Here is a 17,208-nt window from a genome sequence, read left to right as displayed (position 1 = left end):
AGGTTTTAAATTACACCCCTAATTCACCCAAAGCTTCAGCAATATCTCCAGACTTAGTTTCGGTGCCCTTCTTGTAAATATTCCATTTCTCTTCATCCCAAATTTCAAGCCGGTTGTACAAACCGGTAACAACTACCTTTTTACTCATCCCTGCGTAGTGACGTAAATAGTCCGGAATCAGCATCCGTCCCTGGGCATCAATATCAACATCCATCGCACCAGCCAGCATTAATCGAGCAAAAGCCCGGGTATTAGCTTTTGAAATCGGCAACGCCGCCAATTTATCAGCTAGTTTCTTCCACTCGTCTTTGGTATACAAAAAAAGACAGTCATCCAAACCCTTGGTAACAACTGCTCCCTTAGACAAGGCCTTACGAAACTTCGCCGGCACCGCCAAGCGTCCTTTCTGGTCGATATTGTGTTGATATTCTCCAATAAACATTTTTTTCTTTGTATTTGTCGTTTTTTCTTTTTGTGTTCTAATTAAACGTTTGTCCACACATTGATTTAGTTATCCCCACTTTCATCCACTTTCTACCACTCTGATATAATTTTAATCCACTTTTAGTCTACTGTCAACCACTTTCCAACACTATTAAATATCTTGTTTTAAGCCATTTTTTTAATAAACTTTAGCTATTTTGTCAAATATTTAACTTAATCTGTGGATAATTAAAAAACACCCTTATTTTGAAGGGTGTATAACTTCCTACTCCTGAAAAATTACTTCATACCAAGCTTTGATCTGACTTTTTGAACTACGGTATTTAAATCCGTTTTAGCTTTAACTAAATACTCATAGTGCCCAATGGCTTCCGCCTGTTCAAATGAACCTTCATCGGCCAAGTTACTTAAAATAATCACCGGCAGCGTTTTAGTCTTAGTACTGTTAGCAATCTCATTTAAAACGCTTAAACCGTCAATATCGGGCAACAAAATATCAAGCAAAACTAAATCAGGCAATGGCTGATTTTTCAAAAAATCTAGCGCTTGGCTGCCGGTTTCGGCTAAAACAGTCTCAAAGCCTTCTTGAGTCAATTTTAAATTCATCAGATTAAGCAAATCCGAGTCATCCTCCACCACCAGAATCCTTTTTTTGTCCATATAGACTAAATATCTTCAATAGTTACCACCCGCTCGTCAGGCGAAAAGAAAAAACGCTTTTTAAACATTTTACCAGCTAATGCCTCCGGATACCAGTGTTTGTCATCATCCCACATCTGATCGTATGGAATCGCGTCAAACCGAAACCAACCCGGCCGGCATTCGTCGGATTCCTTGGCCTCACCGCTAAAATCAGTTGCCAGAAAAATAAAACAGCGGGTGTTATACTCGCTTTTTTCTGCCGGCCAGACAAACTCAATAAATCCCAAATTCTTAATTGACATGACGTCAATGCCGACCTCTTCTTTAATCTCCCGAATTGCTGAAGCCTCAGCTGACTCGCCGGCCTCAACTTTTCCGCCAGGAGTATTCCATTTACCCTGACCAAAACCACGTTTTTTTAATGTCAGCAACAACTCAGAATTATTTCTAATCAAAAAAGATAATGTTGTTGTGACTTCAAAATCGTACTCCATTAATAATGGATAGTTAGTTTCGTACCAACCGGCGCCCAGTCATAAACTTCTTTTGCCGGACCAATACCTAAGCGAACACACCCATGAGAAACCGGAACCCCAAGATGATTAGCGCCTTCCTTGCTGCCGTCGGGCCACTCAGGAAGCTCATGAATGGCATACACACCATTAAATGACAGCCAATACGGCATCCAAAGCCCCGCCATCCTAGACCAGGCTTTAGGGTGTTTTTTTTCAATCGTAAAAGTCCCAAGTGGTGTTGGTGTTGAGGCTTTGCCGGTTGAAACCGTAAAACCGTTTAATCTGACCGGGCCTAAATAATAATTCAATTTTTGATCACTCAAGTCAACATCAATCCGTTTTTCCAGCTTAATTGCCTCCGGCTTAGTCGGATCATACTCGTTTTTAAATTCATCACCGTCATTAAAACCATCACCGTCCGAGTCGGCATTTTTAATATCAGAACTAAGCGCCAATTCATAGCCGTCGTTTAGCCCGTCATTATCAGTATCAACATTAATCAGCCGCTCGTTAAACCCAATATGCGGCGAATATCCATTAGTCAACTCATCTTTGTCGTTAAACCCGTCGCCGTCAGTATCCACACTGTTTTTATCGGTATAGTAAACGGTATCTTCCTGTATATCAGTTAACCCGTCGCCGTCAGTATCGATATCGGCTGCGAACACTGCCGCCGGCAACAGCAGGCACAGCGCCATAAATAGGTATCTCATTTCTTTTTAGTTATATTAGGTTCTTTATTATAAAAAGGCACGACAATCCCTCGTTGCTGATGCTTCATTTTTTCGCTGACTAGTTTCGCCAATGACCGGTCGTTCGTAAATTCATCGTTTTTAATCCCCAACACCGGGCACTGCAAGCTCCAAGCAAGCGTATTGGCGGTAACAACGCCGATTCGCAACGCCGTAAACGGCCCGGGACCGGTTACTACCGCAACGCCCGTTAAATCGCTTAATGTTACTTTATTTTGTTTCAAAATTTTATCAATAGCAACTAGTAGTTTTTCGGCTTGACGATGGCGAGCTAAAAATCGCTTCGCCGACACCAATTTAGCATCGTTAACTAAACCAACAAATACTTTCGCTTCATCGGCCGTGTTAATTATCATTATCATACATATTTTTGAAACCAATCTGCAACGATTGGATTAATTATTCTTTGATATTTATGACCAGGGTCTGACTTGCCGCGCCAGGTGTGCGGCGCACCAGGGACTAAAACCAGCCGCTTTTCCCCCCGGACTAGCCGGTAAACCTTTTTTGAGCTGTCAATTCTGACTGTACTGTCTTTAGTACCGTGCAACAATAACGCCGGAATAGTAATCTCACTAGCAGCCTTAAGCGTATCGTGTTTTAACAAATCATAATAAAAACCAATTTTTATCTTGAATTTTTTACCTGTTCTCTTGCTGGTAGTGTAAAAGTGACTGGTCTTTTTGTTGCCAGCTATCTGTTCAGCCGCTTGGCGTTCAAGGCCAGTCATGCCCCGGCCGCGAATGTATGAACCCGCCAGTCCAGCCAAAGCCTTAACTCTATTGTCGCTTGAGGCATAATGAAAAATCAATTGGCCGCCCAGGCTGTGGCCGGCTAGACCGATTCTTCGCTTATCCACTATTCGCACAGAATTTGAGAGATAATCAATAGCTGAACGTAAATCTTCTAATTCATCGCTAAATTTAATATCTTCGAGCAGACCATCACTTTCCCCCACGCCAGAGGTGAAATCAAACCGCAACACAACAAAACCCCGGCGAGAAATTTCTTGCGCCAGAGTTTTCAAGTGCAATTGTTCTTTGTAACCTTTAAAGCCGTGGCACACTATCACTGCCGGGAACGGCGGCGTGCCCTTGGGTATAGTGAGTAAACCGACGATTCTTTGTCCCCGCCGATTCTTGAAGCTAATCTTTTTGGTCGTCATCGTCCGAAAGTTTATCAAGGATAACAATCTTTCTTCCCTCTAAAATGTCATATAAAAATCTGTCTGTAATATCTTTACGATATTTAAATTCCTGCATGCTCATCACGGTATAATTGATATTACGATTAAGCTCTTTCTCGAAATCTTTAACGATAGTCGCCAAGCGCTTACGATTCATTGATCCAACTAACAACATATCAGTGGCAAATCCTTCAATACCAACAAAAACACCGCTCAAAATAAAAAGCCTCAGGTTAGCCATCCGTTCAATTTTTGAAACGAAATTACGCTCCAATAACAGTTGAGCTTTTAGCAGAAGCGCCTTAAGCTCCGGATATAAAATAAACTCCGTATCGGCCAAAAAATATTTTTTAGTGCCGCCACGATCCTTCTTTTTTTTGCCTTTTTTGTCCGCTACTTCGGCCGCACCGGCAGATTCATCAGCCAGCGTGACCGACTGGATGATTCCAATCTTTTCAAGATTGGTGACCTCCCGCCGGACCGAATTCAGCTGAGTCTTAAGGTTTCTCGCCAATTCCCGCAAATAATACGGCTGACTTGGATTATTCAAAAAAAGTCTTAAAAGTTTGACCCTTGTTTTTGAACCAAATAATTGTTCAAGCATAGAAAAATGACCATTTACCTAAAAAGCTTATTTATAGTATAATATAATAGTTAATTACTGACAAATTCAACCAAATAATGGACTATCTGGAAGCAAAAATCAACCAGTTAGTTGTTGAGTATTCTGGTAAACAAAAAAACTTTGTCCGAACGTTTTCCACCAAGCCCTCAAAACAGCTGCTCAATAGCTACGGAAAAATATTAGGCCTGATTGAGATCAAAAACACTGATGAAAAGATTCCCGAACTGATTGATTTAATCATTGAGGAGATTAAAAACAATTATTACCGACCGACGAGCAATCGTTTCCGCGAACCGGGAACTTTTTCAATTTCAGATTTATTTGAAGATGCACTCAAAAAAACCAACCTTACCGTCGCTTCATTCCTGGAAACCAAACAAATTACCGTTGATCTAAATAAAATCAACATCGTTATCGCCCTGATTCACAACCAAGAGCTTCATTTCACTGCCGTAGGCGATATCTCGGCCATTTTGCTTTATAACTTAACCAGCGGTAATTACCGGATTATTAATATACTAGAGGCTTCGCAATACCCCATCACCACCGCAGAGCCTTTTAAATTTTTTTCCCAGGTTGTCACCGGCCGCATTCGTCCGCGCGATGTATTGCTGCTCGCCAGCTCAAACGTCCTTGATTATTTTTCTCTAGACCGGGTCAAAAATTTACTGACCGCAACCGTACCGCAAGACGGACTAAAAGAGTTAAAAGATCTTTTAGAACGGCTTAACGGCCATGAAAGTTTTGGTTGTGTCACAATTGATCTAGACCGGGTAACAGTTCCCGCCAAAAAGACTGTTAGTATTGAACAATTCAATTACCGCGAGGCGGCGTCTCAGGATTCAATTAAAGAATTAGTGCGCACTGAGCAGGAAACTGAAAAGCTGCTTACCCCCTCACTGTTTCCGGAAATCAAAAAGTACGCCGGGTCATTTAAAACTGCCTTTTCTAACTACCTTGAAAAGGCAAAAAGCTCAACCAACACCTTCTATCAGAAGAATAAAGTCGTTCTTAAACCAGGATCGTTGTCAACACCAAAAATTAACATCCCCCGCCCAAATTTTGGCTTTAAATTTAAACACCAGCCAAATAAAACTGCACTAGCTAAAAAAGTTGTTGAGCCCGTCGCCAAAGTTGCCGCCCCAGCGCTACAGGTCACAAAAAGCCTTTACCGGATAGTTATTCATCAGTCAATTTGGCAAAAAATTTCTAATCCATTTCGTTTGCTTGGCGGCCAACTGCTTAAAAAATTTAAAACCCTGCCGGCTTCCAGTAAAATTTTATTGGTTATTGCTGTACTTTTTGCAATACTTTTTTCTCAAAGCGTTATCTGGCTGTCAATTAAAAATAACCGCGAACAAAAAATTGAGGTTTTTAACCAGTTGATATTTGATGCTGAGAGCAAAAAAAATGAAGCTCAGGCGAGCTTAATCTATCGCGATGAAGCGCAGGCCCGGGACCTGCTACTTAATGCTAAAACGATGCTCACAAACGGTACGCCAATAACCAAGACTCAGCAGGAAAAGTCCACACAGCTTGTCGCCCAAATTGAGGAGGAGCTTCAAAAATTACGCCACTTCATTGAGATAAAAGATCCAATTCAGATTGTAAACTTCCAAAACCTGGATAGCCAGGCCAATATTGCTCCGGTAGCAAACATCAGTAAAAACATTATATACACTCAAAACACCAACAATAAAGCGCTTTATAAAGCAAACCTGGACACTCGGGTGATGTCAGCAATTGTTTCTCCAACCGCTGACGCCGGAAATTTTGTGATGACCACCGCCTTGAGCGAAAACGAACTAATATTCTTTAATGATTCATTAACCGCTTTCCAACTCAATCCAAATAACGATTCACTCAGCTCCCTGACCATTAACATCAATAACGGCAGCAATATTGTTGACGTCACTTCATTTAATTCCCGAATTTATCTCCTTGATGAAGCGACAAACCAAATTTACCGCTACACTAAAACCGGCAACAGCTTTGGCGGTGTTCAAAATTGGCTACGGCAAGAAGTTGATCTGTCTGGTGCGGCTTCGCTCACCATTGATGGAGCAATCTATGTTATCAAAAAAACAGGCGAAATTCTAAAATTTGAAAACGGCCAAGCGGTTGAATTCAAAATTAAAACAATTGATCCCCCCTTACAGTCGCCGACAAAAATCCGAACCTCTGAAGCGACAAAATACTTATACGTTCTTGATCCGGCCACTAAACGACTTGTGGTACTCGATAAGGAAGGCAACCTAATCAACCAGTATTATTCCGAACAGTTTAACGATCTAAAAGATTTTGTAGTCCTGGAAAAAACAAAACAAATCTACGTCCTGAACGGCACCTCTATTATTGGCTTTGGCGCCGACCATCTTAACTAAATAAAAAAACACCGACGGTTTTTAAAGCCTTCGGTGTTTTTTATGTGTGTAAAATTACTTCAGAGTAACGGTAGCGCCGGCTTCCTGCAAAGTCTTTTTCATTGCTTCAGCGTCTTCTTTCTTAACGCCTTCTTTGATAACCTTTGGAGCGCCGTCAACTAAATCTTTAGCTTCTTTCAAACCAAGATCAGTTACGCTGCGAACTGCCTTAATGACACCGATCTTGTTGTCACCTGCAGCAGTGAGCTCAACAGTGAATTCAGTCTTTTCTTCGGCAGCTTCAGCGGCACCACCAGCAACTGCCATGGCAGCAACCGGAGCGGCGGCTGAAACACCAAATTTTTCTTCTAGAACCTTGACCAATTCGGCCAAATCTAGAACTGACATCTTTTCGATCTCAGACACCAAAGATTTGAATTTCTCTGGAACTGTGACTTCTTTTTTTTCTTCCGTCATAATATTATTTCCTTAAATTTTAATTATCTTAATTTTTAGAACTTTTAATCGCATTCAAAACGTAAACAAAATTACGCAAATTGCCAGCCAAAACATTAACGAAACCAGACACTGGGGCGTTAATTGAGCCAACAACCTTCGCCAATAATTCATCACGTGAAGGCAACTTTGACAACTCTACTACTTTTTCCCGACTGACGAATTTACCTTCCAGCACACCACCAATTGATTTCAAAGCTTCATGATCTTTGGAAAACTTTTCCACCATCCGAGCTGGAGCAACTTCATCGTCATAACCAATAACAGTTGCAACTTCCTTGGTAAAGGCCTTAGAATCAAAGCCCTCAACACCTGCCTCCTTAAAGGCAACATTCATTAAGGTCTTTTTAGCAACCAAATAATCAACATTTTCCGCTCTGAAAGTGCGACGCAATTCTTCAACTTCTTTAACCTTCAGGCCATCAAAGCTCACAAAAACTAGCGACTTGGCTTTGCCTACTTTATCGGCCAAATCTTTAACCATTTTTTCTTTCTTTTGTCTTGTTTTAGCCATATTACTATTAGGATTAAATAAAAAAATGTGGTAAAAACCACAGAATTATAGCATTATTTTTAGCCAGAGGCTAAAAAGTATTACCTGCGTCGGGCTAGTTTTAGCTAATTTAAGCAATTTTTGCCCCAACGGTCTGTGGTCTTATTAAATTTACTTAATTAGATTAACAATTCCGTAAAAAAAAGTCAAGGATATAAAAAAGAGGGTTTCCTAAGCAAGAAAACTCCCCTGACATTGCCTGAAAATCAGGCTAATTCTAGTTCTAGCTGGCTTTCTGCGTTTGCGCGTCTTCTGGCAGCTCAAGAAGCTCTTCGCCAACGGAAACATAGTTTCCTTCATCAACACCGCTCTTGATCCGACAGCGATAGGTATTGTCGGTAGCTTTGGGCAAACCAACTACCTCCACGCTCACGCCGGCGTGTTCTCCGTTGAGGACCACCAGCCGGTTACCAACGCTATACTTGCATCCTGATTCCGTCATCTCGTTCATTTGCTCCTTGTGGTTTTCAGTTTGTTTGTGTTTGTTTCCTTTCAGAAACTATCTTAATGACCGCAAGGGTCACCATGCAGCAAATAAAACCCAGAAAAACTGCCGATCCTCCCAACGACACGGCCAACACCACTTTTCCCAAAACGTCGTCTTGCGGAATAAAGTGATATTTACCAAGCAACAGATAGGTCGGAATATCGACCAAAACGTTGGCAACGATAGTGCCGAAAAACACTTCGAAATACAAGATCCGCCGGTTGCCGGTGAAAAACACCTCAGCGAAAGCCTTGATGATGACAATCGCCATAAACGTCATCAACGTTGCGGCAAAGTCGAAGAACACCGCCAGAAATATCTGCAAAGCGAACTCATGTCCCTTTAACAAATGCATGTTGTTCACCAGCAGATATGTGGGTGCAAACGCCACCACGAAAAATCCTACGGCACACCAGAACAGTTTGCCGTAAAAATCAGCACCAAAACTGTCCGAGACAGTCGCTGGTGCCATCCTTCCAACCTTCTCCATGCTCTTTTTCCTCCGTGAGTGGGGTTGCAACAAAGTAGCGTTTCGATAACGCCAGACTAGACAAATTAAGGTACGAACGTATCCAGGTAGTATAGCGATTCAGACTTAATTTGTCAAGATTTTTAGGAAACAACCGTGCCGCGAAATTTAGCACCGGCGAGATATTTTTTTAAATTAATCAAATCACTGCCCTTTAGTACCACTAAATCCATCTTCCAGCTCTGAGCCAAAGAACTTGCCACTGGATCAAACGGTACATGAGCACCCGGCACCCACTTGTTACCAACCAATTTTCGGAAACTTTTCCAACTCATCTGTTTTTGGGGTTGGGCGTCTTTGTATTTTCTGGGGTCCTTATCATAAACGTAGGTAATATTTGATAAGTTAATCACGGTCTTAGCTCCAAACGCTTTGGCGGCCAGCACTGCGTCCTTATCGGATGACGATCCCGGTTCAAAGCCGGCGCCAACAATAATCAACTTATTTGTCGGCACCCGACGGGCCGGATCCTGCAGAATACTTTCATATGCCTTATCGCCAAAAATACCGCTGATTAATTCTGCATTCAGTTTGGTGCTGGCAATACCAATCCAGTCTAAATCACGGTTAGTTATTCGTTCATTAACAAACCGTGCCGCTTTCTGGTAATCGCGACAGGTATTGCCTCCACCACAAATGATCACTACTCGATTCCCCTTTCGGACATACTCTAAAATAACTGATCGAAAGCGCTTCAAAAAATTTATGTCAATAGTCGTCGGCGCAATTAAACTACCACCCAACGACATAACGATTGTCTTAGCCATAAAATTTAACGATAATACTTAGCCTTATCCGCCACATGGCCGTCGTGGGTTTCATTATAGACCACATGACCATCAGGCGTTGTTAGAAAATAATAATAAGCATTTTTCTCCGGATAAATTGCCGCCATAATTGATGATAAACTTGGATTGGCAATCGGCCCAGGCGGCAAACCCTTATGTTTATAGGTATTATACGGACTATCAGCCTGCAAATCGTCTGCCGATGATCTGGCTACACTTTTGCCAGTAGCATAATTAACCGTTGAGTCGGCTTGTAGCGGCATGCCAATGGCCAGGCGTTTATAAAAAATATCGGCGACAATCTTGCGATCTTTGTCTGACGAAACTTCCTTCTCCAAGATTGACGCCAGTGTTAAAATTTCATGAATAGTTTTTCCCTGGCGGCTAATTTCCTGGCGAAGCTCGGGGGTAATTTTTTTATCTAAATTATCCAGCGTCTTCCTGACAATATCGGTAATCGTAGCATCATGAAAAACCCGGTAGGTGTCGGGAAACAAATACCCCTCAAGGTCGTGGTTTTTAGGGCGGCTGGCCAGCAATTCATACTCATCCCACCAATCAGCTTTGGTTTGGATTATCTCAAAAAAATCGTCCTGCGATGCAATCCCAAGCTCTTCCAGATATTCGGCAATATCCTGATTATTCCAGCCTTCAATGAAAGTCAACGTTACCTCTTTGGTTAATCCGGCACCGCGGCTTAAAATCTGAGCAATTTCTTTGAGATTCTGAGCCGGAGACAAGAAATATTCGCCATCCTGCAACCGGGTATCAATATCATGAGTCCAAACGTATAACTGAAAAACATATGCATTGCGGATCAACCCGGCACGTTTCAATTCATGGCTGATTTTTGTACTCCCCCAACCCGGCTCAACCACAAACTCTTTGGTTTCCTGGCTGCCCGCAATCGGCGTTTTAATATCGTACGAATAATACGCCCAGCCAAAAATAAAAATAATCACCAACCCCAAAATAATTGGAATGACCTTTTTTTGTTTTTTATGATTGTGGGAAAAAAAATTAATCATAATAACCTACACTCCGCGCCAAGTTTCTTCAACTTGTTTATAGCGTTCCGGCGTACCGGTATCAAACCACTGGGCATCGGACCGAAAACCAAACAACCGCCCGGCATTAGCAAGCGCCGGCCAAAGGTCATGTTCAACCATAACAAAATCCTGATCCGGTAAATAATCAAAAACTTCTGGAGATAAAATGTAATAACCTGAACTGGCATATGATGAAGGCGCCTGTTCAACGCTGGGTTTTTCAACAAATTCTAAAATTTTATCTCCTTCAAGTCGCGCAATGCCAAAATGAGTCGGATCATCAACCTTGGTCAACGCGATAGTTGCGGCGGCATTATTACCCTGATGGTGCCGCAACATTTTTTCCAAGTCCAACGCAAATAAATTATCACCGTTACACATAAAAAAATTTTCGTTCGGGATCAAACCTTGTTTTTTTAATAATAATAGCGGTCCGGCGGTGCCCATTGCCTCTGGTTCTTCCAAGTACTCGATATCAAACCCAAATTTTGATCCGTCGCCAAAATATTCTTTCATTTTATCAGCCATGTATGCTATCGACAAATAAATCTTTTTTACTCCCGCCCTTTTATAGATATCAAAGACATGCTCCGTCAAACTGCGGCCCTGAACCGGAATTAAGGCTTTTGGCATTTCATACGTCAATGGTCGAAGACGCGTCCCCTCACCACCGGCTAAAATAATAGCAATCATTGTTTATTTTGAAAATAGAATGATTAAAAGAATTATCGTTCCCAAGGCAATGCGGTAAAAAACAAAAACTTTTAAAGTATGCTCCTGCAAAAACTGCAAAAAATATTTAATACACAAATACCCGATAATCGCCGAAGATAAAAATCCGGCTAACAAAATCAAATAATCACTCGACGCAAACGCCGCATCATTAGCCAAATCAATAGTCTTTTTTATGCCGGCCGCAAAAACAATCGGGATTGAAAGCAAAAAAGAAAACCTGGCGGCGTCGGTTCGTTTTAACCTTTGGCTCAAACCTGCTATAATAGTAATGCCAGAACGAGAAACTCCCGGAATTAATGCCAGAGTTTGGGCAAAACCAATAATGAGTGAGTTGGTTAACGTCATTTCTTGAATTTGTTTGGTCTTGGCAAAAAACGAGTCGGCAAACCACAGCAATAGGCCAACGACGATCAGGCTCACGGCAACAAACAATGAATTGCGCAACCCCGTTTCAATTTCGCTTTCAAAAAAGTACCCCATCACGGCCGCCGGAATCGTTCCTAAAAGTAAATACCAGGCTAGCAACTGATCTTTATTGTTCTTCAAATTCCACTGGTACAGGCTTTGGATAAAAGCTTTGAGATATTTAAGAATATCTTTAAAGAAAAACAGCACTAACGCCACCAGCGTACCTAAATGCAAAACAACATCAAAAGCAACATTGTCCGGCAGGTCAAAGCCTAAGAAATCGTGAAACAGCACCAGGTGTCCCGAACTAGAAACCGGCAAAAATTCGGTTAAACCCTGGATAATTCCCGCTAAAATTGAATAAAAATAATCCATAAACATAAATACCATGGATCTGTCATATATTATTATACCAATTATCACATTAATTTCCAGCCAGGTTTTAAAACTCCTGACTGACGGCATCAAGGGAAATTTTGACCTAAAGAATATTTTTATCAGCTACGGCGGCATGCCATCGGCCCACACCGCTTTTGCCATTTCCATTTCAACGCTCGTTGGGCTGCGACTTGGCTTTGATTCTGCCATCTTTGCGGTTAGTTTAGTTTTTGCGCTGTTGATTATGCGCGACGCTGTTGGTTTCCGTAATATTCTAGGTAAGCAGGCAGCAGTTTTTAATCAACTTATTAAAAAAATGCCGGTCGCGGATCAAAAACAGCTTCCACTATTTCGGGAACGAATGGGACACAGCGTCTTTGAAGTTACCGGAGGGTTCATCTGGGGCGTTGTCTTAACTTACATTCTTAACTCACTAACCTAATATTATTTTTGACAAGCTGGACAAAAATGGGTGCCTCGCCCATTTTGTTTTATTTTTTTAATCAACCCTCCACACCGTTGACATTTTTGACGGGCTCGACCATACACTTTCAAATACTTCACCATCCCGCCGGGCCGAGCATCAAATCTCAAATAATTTCTAAATGAGGTACCTTTTTTGGCAACCGCAAATTTTAATATTTTTTTAATAGCTTCATGTAAATCACGAATCTCTTTTGGCCGCAAACTTTTCACCACCCGACTGGGAAGAATTTTAGCGTCATAGCAGCTTTCATCGGCATAAATGTTGCCAATCCCTGAAATCAAGGTATGATCCATTAAAGCTTGTTTAATTTTACGGTTGGGATACCGACCAATCGCTTTTTTAAATTTTTCAAACGTGAAATCTTTTGTTAACGGTTCAACCCCAAAGCCGGCCTCAATGGCCGTAAATTCAGCCTGGGTAATTAGCCTCATCCAACCAAACTTGCGCAAGTCGTTAAAAAAAAGCGTTGTGCCGTCCTTAAAATGAAGCACCACGTGCGTGTATTTATTCGGCAAGTTAGTAGCACCACCTTTCTGTGGATGGCCGCCGACAATCATGTTACCCCGGCGCGGCTGAAAAATTAATTGCCCAGTCATTTTCAGATGAATTGCCAAATATCTGCCGTCTGACAATTTAAAAAACAACACCTTCGCCCGGCGCGAGATGTCAATAATCTTTTTGCCCTTAATTTTTTGGGTAAACTCTTTAATGCTAAGAGGTGTTACCATCTTAGGCAAATTTACCTGTGCTAATGTGATAATCCTGCCCTTAAGGACTTTTAAATCGCGTTTTAGCGTTTCAACTTCAGGTAATTCCGGCATACTATATTTTACGACGGCAAATCTTTTTTAAGCCATTTCTTTAAAATTGCTTTTTCTAAATCAATTCCTAAAAGATGAGCATTCACCATACACATTCCAACCACATCAGCTAACTCCTTAGCCACCATTTCTTGCGATTCAGCTTCGGAGACGAACTTTTCCGGCCGGCTCTTTTTCTGATGAATCAAAATCGCCTGTGCCACTTCGCCGACTTCTTCATACAACTTTAAAATCGCAAAGTCTTGATCAATCTTGACCCCATGAACTTCGCCATAGCGATTGGCATTATTAATAACACCATCTTTAATTTCTTTAAAATCCATATTGTTATTATTAATGACGTTTTAGTTTAGGACTCGTCCAAAATAATTTTCTTGGTAAATGCTCCCCGCTCCTCCAATTTTTTCTTCCTTACTAAAGCGATTTGGGTTTCATCAAATTTTAAATAATCACTAATTGCCTTAATCACCTCCTGAATGTCGGCCAGTTCTTCAATTGTTTCATTCTCAAAAAATTCCTGCGTTTCCTCCTGCAGCTTTTCCTTTAACTTTTCCCAATACTCTTTATCATTGGCAATATGGGTAATAGCTTTACCGCCTTTTCGGGCAATGTATTCAGGGATTTTGTCTCTGACTAATTTATTATATTTCATATACTTGATAAATCTTCGTTCAAAACAATTGGCTGCATCGCTTTAATTTCATCGCTATAGATCATATCGGGAACGCCGTGCAACAAAAAGATTTTCTTTTTTAGCACATGTGCAAATCCCATTTCAAGAAAAACGTTTCCGCCAACATACCCGGCAATACCCTTTTTGTCATAATTTGCAATCAAGACGCAATCACACTCATTGATTATGTTCCAATATTCGCGAATTGAATTATTCTTTATCGCTCTTTCTGAAAATTTTCCAGCTCTTTTTTCTTGTTTAATCTCTTCAAGAGAAACCTCTCCTCTTAAAATTTTTTCCGAGCTAATCGGAATGAATACTTCAAACCCCCTATTCCGAAGCTCTTGCGCGAGTTTTTCAATTTCGTAAGTAAAATCTAGGCTCCCACAAATAGCAATTTTGACTTTCTTATTTTTATGCTCCATGGCACTTTTTAAACTTTTTACCAGAACCACATGGACATAAATCATTGCGTCCGACTTTTTGGCCCTGATAATGGGTGTGAGCATCTTCTACCACCGCATTGGACGCTTCACGGTTTTCCACTTCCCGCTGCTGTGGCGTTTTTCCGGCACCGGCCTGTAAAATCGCTGAATGACTGGAACTACCGGTTTTTGACGGCGCCTGAAAAGTCAGGCCGGGAATTTGATTCATCATCACTCCTGGTGCAATTTGACTTGCAGCGCCGACTTTGTAAATACTGTACACAATTTGTTTACGAATCATTTTTAATAATTCGGTAAACAGCCCAAAAGATTCTTTTTTATATTCAACCAGCGGATCACGCTGACCGTAGCCGCGCAAACCAATGCCAGCCCGCAAACTATCAAGCGCTTCCAAGTGCTCAATCCATAATGTATCAATGCTGCGCAAAATAATGCCCCGTTCCACCCGGCGCAACGCGTCGGCCGTACCAACGGTCTTAACGACCTCTTCTTCAATGGTATTGTAGTGGTCAACGGCCAGCTTAAAAAGATACCCAATTAACTTTCCTCTCGAAGTATTATCTTCAATGGCGTCGCCGGCTTCCAAACCAATGTCTTTAATTTCCAAACGAACCGTTTGATCAAGCGGAAAAACGGTATTTACCACTTCATAAATTTCCTGTAAATTCCAAGCGGTTTCATCGCCTTCGGCAGTATGGAAATTAACCACTTCTTCAATCTCTTGCCGAACTTGGGTTAAAATCTGATCCTTAAGATTTTCGCCTTTAAGCGCCTCGCGGCGTTTACGATAAATTGTTTCACGCTGTTTATTTAAAACGTCGTCATATTCAACCAAATGTTTACGAGTATCAAAATGAAATCCCTCAACTTTTTTTTGCGCTGCTTCTAACGACCGAGTAATCATTCTGTTTTCGATTGGCATGTCATCAGGCACTTTAAGAGTTTCCATCACCCGCTTAATCCGGTCTGAGCCGAAAATCCGCATTAAATCATCGTCAAGGCAAACATAAAATTGCGAGTTGCCGGGGTCACCCTGCCGCCCGCCACGACCGCGCAGCTGGTTATCAATCCGGCGAGATTCGTGCCGCTCAGTGCCAAGGATAAACAAACCGCCAAGTTCTTTGACTTTCGCCTCCTCTTGAGCATCAACCGGATCACCACCAAGTTTAATATCAACACCGCGGCCGGCCATGTTGGTCGCAACTGTGACAGCACCAATTCGTCCGGCCTGAGAAATGATTTGTGCTTCGCGTTCGTGCTGTTTGGCATTTAATAAATTATGAGGAATACCTTCACGATCGAGCAAAACGCTAAGTAGTTCATTTTTTTCAATCGAAATTGTACCAATTAAAACCGGCTGGCCCTTGGTGTGGCGCTCTTTGACTTCCGTCACCACGGCACGGAATTTTGCCTCTTCGTTCTTATAAATCCGATCCGATAAATCAACCCTGGCTAACGGCTTATTGGTTGGGATTACCGCCACGTCCAATCCATAAATTTTTTGGAACTCTTCTTCTTCAGTTTTGGCAGTACCGGTCATCCCGGCTAGTTTCTTGTATAATCTAAAATAATTTTGAAAAGTAATGGTTGCCAACGTACGGCTTTCACGCTGAACTTCAACCCCTTCTTTTGCCTCGATCGCCTGATGTAGTCCTTCGCTATAGCGCCGGCCAAACATCATTCGACCGGTGAACTCGTCGACAATAATAACCTCACCGTCTTTGACAACATAATCGCGGTCACGCTTAAACAAAGTGTGCGCCTTAAGCGCCTGCTCAATGTGATGAACCTCAGAAATCCCGCGATCGGTATAAATATTTTCAACGCCCAAAAATTTTTCCAGCTTATTGATTCCCTCTTCGGTCAGAGTTGCTGCTCGGCGTTTTTCGTCAATATTATAATCTTCGTTTTCTTTCAGTTTTGTAACTAGCTGGGCAAACTGGCGGTACTTATCAGTAGACTCCATATCCGGCGCGGAAATAATCAGCGGAGTCCGCGCTTCATCAATTAAAATACTGTCAACTTCATCAACAATTGCAAAGTGTAAATCGCGCTGAACCATTTGTTCTAAACTCTGCACCATGTTATCACGCAAATAATCAAAGCCAAATTCATTGTTGGTGCCGTAAGTAATGTCGGCCAGATATGCTTCTTTGCGCGTCACCGGCCTGAGATGAATCAAACGGGGGTCGGTTGCCTTATCATCGGTGTACTTCGGATCATAAATAAAAGCGGCGTCATGAACTATGACACCAACCGTTAAACCGAGCGCATCATAAACCGGACCCATCCAACCGCAGTCGCGGCGGGACAAATAATCGTTAACCGTGACCAAATGAGCGCCCGCACCTTCAAGCGCGTTCAAATATAGCGCTGTTGTTGCCGACAATGTTTTTCCTTCACCGGTTTTTTGTTCGGCGATATGGCCATGATGCAAAACAATTCCGGCCAATAACTGAACGTCGTAATGCCGAATCCCCAGGGTTCGTTTTGCTGCTTCGCGGACACAGCTAAAGGCCTCCGGCAAAATTTCTTCCAAAGTTTTGTTGTTTTTCAAATCCGCTCTGAATTTTTGGGTTTGATCTTTTAATGCTTGATCAGTTAACGCCTCAAATTTTTTTTCCAGGGCATTAATTTGATCCACCAATGGCGCTGACTTTTTCAGAAAATGCTGGCTAGGATCGCCAAAAATCTTTTCTAATTGTTTTGCTAAATTCATATAAAACGTAGATATTATATAACATAAACCGTTAATTGACAAGGTGAAAAAATCAGGCTACAATAATCAACCGATGTTTCATTGAAAGCTTA

At 41.8% G+C, this 17,208-nt stretch carries 22 protein-coding genes; 2 read left to right on the top strand and 20 right to left on the bottom strand.

All coding sequences use genetic code 11. The annotated features are described in order from the left end of the window. Positions 1-10: 10 nt before the first annotated feature. The 7 genes from mraZ to HUU49_01070 form a co-directional block, all read right to left on the bottom strand. Positions 11-442 (bottom strand): division/cell wall cluster transcriptional repressor MraZ, encoded by a 432-nt coding sequence (mraZ, locus tag HUU49_01100; protein ID NUM25204.1) that lies wholly within the window; start codon positions 440-442, stop codon positions 11-13. 281 nt (positions 443-723) lie between these two features. Next, entirely contained in the window at positions 724-1,104 is a 381-nt protein-coding gene (locus HUU49_01095) for a response regulator (protein ID NUM25203.1), read from the bottom strand. A gap of 5 nt (positions 1,105-1,109) precedes the next feature. Further along, positions 1,110-1,580 carry an 8-oxo-dGTP diphosphatase gene (locus HUU49_01090; GenBank protein NUM25202.1) on the bottom strand — a complete coding sequence of 157 codons (471 nt, stop codon included), beginning with the start codon at positions 1,578-1,580 and terminating at the stop codon, positions 1,110-1,112. Beyond that, positions 1,580-2,314 (bottom strand): L,D-transpeptidase family protein, encoded by a 735-nt coding sequence (locus HUU49_01085; GenBank protein ID NUM25201.1) that lies wholly within the window; start codon positions 2,312-2,314, stop codon positions 1,580-1,582. The genes HUU49_01090 and HUU49_01085 overlap by 1 nt, the downstream gene beginning before the upstream one ends. Then, positions 2,311-2,715: a tRNA (adenosine(37)-N6)-threonylcarbamoyltransferase complex dimerization subunit type 1 TsaB gene (gene tsaB / locus HUU49_01080; GenBank protein NUM25200.1), complete on the bottom strand. Its 405-nt coding sequence runs from the start codon at positions 2,713-2,715 to the stop codon at positions 2,311-2,313. The genes HUU49_01085 and tsaB overlap by 4 nt, the downstream gene beginning before the upstream one ends. Continuing rightward, complete coding sequence (locus tag HUU49_01075) at positions 2,712-3,518, bottom strand: alpha/beta hydrolase (protein NUM25199.1); 807 nt, start codon at positions 3,516-3,518, stop codon at positions 2,712-2,714. Before HUU49_01075 ends, tsaB begins: the two co-directional genes overlap by 4 nt. Continuing rightward, a complete protein-coding gene (locus tag HUU49_01070; GenBank protein NUM25198.1) occupies positions 3,499-4,143 on the bottom strand; it encodes a hypothetical protein in 645 nt (214 codons plus the stop codon). Before HUU49_01070 ends, HUU49_01075 begins: the two co-directional genes overlap by 20 nt. A 77-nt stretch (positions 4,144-4,220) precedes the next feature. Between HUU49_01070 and HUU49_01065 the strand changes: the two genes are divergently transcribed. Then, positions 4,221-6,548: a hypothetical protein gene (locus tag HUU49_01065; GenBank protein NUM25197.1), complete on the top strand. Its 2,328-nt coding sequence runs from the start codon at positions 4,221-4,223 to the stop codon at positions 6,546-6,548. Positions 6,549-6,602: 54 nt separating this feature from the next. Here HUU49_01065 and rplL read toward each other — a convergent pair whose 3' ends face one another. The 8 genes from rplL to uppP form a co-directional block, all read right to left on the bottom strand. Continuing rightward, the gene (rplL, locus tag HUU49_01060) at positions 6,603-7,004 is read right to left on the bottom strand and encodes a 50S ribosomal protein L7/L12 (GenBank protein ID NUM25196.1); all 402 of its coding nucleotides are present in this window, start codon (positions 7,002-7,004) and stop codon (positions 6,603-6,605) included. Between the two features lie 28 nt (positions 7,005-7,032). After that, a complete protein-coding gene (locus HUU49_01055) occupies positions 7,033-7,557 on the bottom strand; it encodes a 50S ribosomal protein L10 (protein NUM25195.1) in 525 nt (174 codons plus the stop codon). A 262-nt stretch (positions 7,558-7,819) separates the two neighbouring features. Continuing rightward, a complete protein-coding gene (locus tag HUU49_01050) occupies positions 7,820-8,038 on the bottom strand; it encodes a hypothetical protein (GenBank protein NUM25194.1) in 219 nt (72 codons plus the stop codon). 25 nt (positions 8,039-8,063) lie between these two features. Further along, positions 8,064-8,573 carry a hypothetical protein gene (locus HUU49_01045; GenBank protein ID NUM25193.1) on the bottom strand — a complete coding sequence of 170 codons (510 nt, stop codon included), beginning with the start codon at positions 8,571-8,573 and terminating at the stop codon, positions 8,064-8,066. Positions 8,574-8,695: 122 nt separating this feature from the next. Next, a complete protein-coding gene (locus HUU49_01040) occupies positions 8,696-9,379 on the bottom strand; it encodes a UMP kinase (GenBank protein NUM25192.1) in 684 nt (227 codons plus the stop codon). A gap of 5 nt (positions 9,380-9,384) precedes the next feature. After that, on the bottom strand, positions 9,385-10,428 hold the full coding sequence (gene mltG / locus HUU49_01035) for an endolytic transglycosylase MltG (protein NUM25191.1): 1,044 nt from the start codon (positions 10,426-10,428) through the stop codon (positions 9,385-9,387). 6 nt (positions 10,429-10,434) lie between these two features. Beyond that, entirely contained in the window at positions 10,435-11,142 is a 708-nt protein-coding gene (locus HUU49_01030) for an NDP-sugar synthase (protein NUM25190.1), read from the bottom strand. Positions 11,143-11,145: 3 nt separating this feature from the next. Continuing rightward, the gene (gene uppP, locus HUU49_01025; GenBank protein ID NUM25189.1) at positions 11,146-11,967 is read right to left on the bottom strand and encodes an undecaprenyl-diphosphatase UppP; all 822 of its coding nucleotides are present in this window, start codon (positions 11,965-11,967) and stop codon (positions 11,146-11,148) included. 13 nt (positions 11,968-11,980) lie between these two features. Here uppP and HUU49_01020 point away from each other — a divergent pair, with 13 nt between their 5' ends. Further along, positions 11,981-12,412 carry a divergent PAP2 family protein gene (locus HUU49_01020; GenBank protein NUM25188.1) on the top strand — a complete coding sequence of 144 codons (432 nt, stop codon included), beginning with the start codon at positions 11,981-11,983 and terminating at the stop codon, positions 12,410-12,412. A gap of 2 nt (positions 12,413-12,414) precedes the next feature. Here HUU49_01020 and mutM read toward each other — a convergent pair whose 3' ends face one another. From mutM to secA, 5 genes are read right to left on the bottom strand one after another with little or no spacing between them, the layout of a single operon-like run. Then, complete coding sequence (gene mutM, locus HUU49_01015) at positions 12,415-13,278, bottom strand: DNA-formamidopyrimidine glycosylase (protein ID NUM25187.1); 864 nt, start codon at positions 13,276-13,278, stop codon at positions 12,415-12,417. An 8-nt stretch (positions 13,279-13,286) separates the two neighbouring features. Further along, complete coding sequence (locus HUU49_01010; protein NUM25186.1) at positions 13,287-13,601, bottom strand: pyrophosphatase; 315 nt, start codon at positions 13,599-13,601, stop codon at positions 13,287-13,289. Positions 13,602-13,627: 26 nt separating this feature from the next. After that, positions 13,628-13,930, bottom strand: a complete 303-nt coding sequence (locus HUU49_01005) for a nucleoside triphosphate pyrophosphohydrolase (GenBank protein ID NUM25185.1) — start codon at positions 13,928-13,930, stop codon at positions 13,628-13,630. Further along, the gene (locus tag HUU49_01000) at positions 13,927-14,376 is read right to left on the bottom strand and encodes a hypothetical protein (GenBank protein ID NUM25184.1); all 450 of its coding nucleotides are present in this window, start codon (positions 14,374-14,376) and stop codon (positions 13,927-13,929) included. Before HUU49_01000 ends, HUU49_01005 begins: the two co-directional genes overlap by 4 nt. Beyond that, positions 14,366-17,116, bottom strand: coding sequence for a preprotein translocase subunit SecA (secA, locus tag HUU49_00995; protein ID NUM25183.1), 2,751 nt, complete (start codon positions 17,114-17,116; stop codon positions 14,366-14,368). Before secA ends, HUU49_01000 begins: the two co-directional genes overlap by 11 nt. Positions 17,117-17,208 lie beyond the last annotated feature (92 nt).

Source organism: Candidatus Buchananbacteria bacterium (assembly GCA_013359225.1).
In the GTDB taxonomy this organism is placed as follows: domain Bacteria; phylum Patescibacteriota; class Patescibacteriia; order Buchananbacterales; family UBA6539; genus JABWCG01.
Note: the sequence above shows the minus strand (reverse complement) of the source record. Positions and strands in the feature narration are given on the sequence as shown.

Bases quoted from the DNA above. Each gene is read 5' to 3' on its own strand.
- mraZ (NUM25204.1), bottom strand. From the start codon at position 442: ATGTTTATTGGAGAATATCAACACAATATCGACCAGAAAGGACGCTTG.
- HUU49_01095 (NUM25203.1), bottom strand. From the start codon at position 1,104: ATGGACAAAAAAAGGATTCTGGTGGTGGAGGATGACTCGGATTTGCTT.
- HUU49_01090 (NUM25202.1), bottom strand. From the start codon at position 1,580: ATGGAGTACGATTTTGAAGTCACAACAACATTATCTTTTTTGATTAGA.
- HUU49_01085 (NUM25201.1), bottom strand. From the start codon at position 2,314: ATGAGATACCTATTTATGGCGCTGTGCCTGCTGTTGCCGGCGGCAGTG.
- tsaB (NUM25200.1), bottom strand. From the start codon at position 2,715: ATGATAATGATAATTAACACGGCCGATGAAGCGAAAGTATTTGTTGGT.
- HUU49_01075 (NUM25199.1), bottom strand. From the start codon at position 3,518: ATGACGACCAAAAAGATTAGCTTCAAGAATCGGCGGGGACAAAGAATC.
- HUU49_01070 (NUM25198.1), bottom strand. From the start codon at position 4,143: ATGCTTGAACAATTATTTGGTTCAAAAACAAGGGTCAAACTTTTAAGA.
- HUU49_01065 (NUM25197.1), top strand. From the start codon at position 4,221: ATGGACTATCTGGAAGCAAAAATCAACCAGTTAGTTGTTGAGTATTCT.
- rplL (NUM25196.1), bottom strand. From the start codon at position 7,004: ATGACGGAAGAAAAAAAAGAAGTCACAGTTCCAGAGAAATTCAAATCT.
- HUU49_01055 (NUM25195.1), bottom strand. From the start codon at position 7,557: ATGGCTAAAACAAGACAAAAGAAAGAAAAAATGGTTAAAGATTTGGCC.
- HUU49_01050 (NUM25194.1), bottom strand. From the start codon at position 8,038: ATGACGGAATCAGGATGCAAGTATAGCGTTGGTAACCGGCTGGTGGTC.
- HUU49_01045 (NUM25193.1), bottom strand. From the start codon at position 8,573: ATGGAGAAGGTTGGAAGGATGGCACCAGCGACTGTCTCGGACAGTTTT.
- HUU49_01040 (NUM25192.1), bottom strand. From the start codon at position 9,379: ATGGCTAAGACAATCGTTATGTCGTTGGGTGGTAGTTTAATTGCGCCG.
- mltG (NUM25191.1), bottom strand. From the start codon at position 10,428: ATGATTAATTTTTTTTCCCACAATCATAAAAAACAAAAAAAGGTCATT.
- HUU49_01030 (NUM25190.1), bottom strand. From the start codon at position 11,142: ATGATTGCTATTATTTTAGCCGGTGGTGAGGGGACGCGTCTTCGACCA.
- uppP (NUM25189.1), bottom strand. From the start codon at position 11,967: ATGGATTATTTTTATTCAATTTTAGCGGGAATTATCCAGGGTTTAACC.
- HUU49_01020 (NUM25188.1), top strand. From the start codon at position 11,981: ATGGATCTGTCATATATTATTATACCAATTATCACATTAATTTCCAGC.
- mutM (NUM25187.1), bottom strand. From the start codon at position 13,278: ATGCCGGAATTACCTGAAGTTGAAACGCTAAAACGCGATTTAAAAGTC.
- HUU49_01010 (NUM25186.1), bottom strand. From the start codon at position 13,601: ATGGATTTTAAAGAAATTAAAGATGGTGTTATTAATAATGCCAATCGC.
- HUU49_01005 (NUM25185.1), bottom strand. From the start codon at position 13,930: ATGAAATATAATAAATTAGTCAGAGACAAAATCCCTGAATACATTGCC.
- HUU49_01000 (NUM25184.1), bottom strand. From the start codon at position 14,376: ATGGAGCATAAAAATAAGAAAGTCAAAATTGCTATTTGTGGGAGCCTA.
- secA (NUM25183.1), bottom strand. From the start codon at position 17,116: ATGAATTTAGCAAAACAATTAGAAAAGATTTTTGGCGATCCTAGCCAG.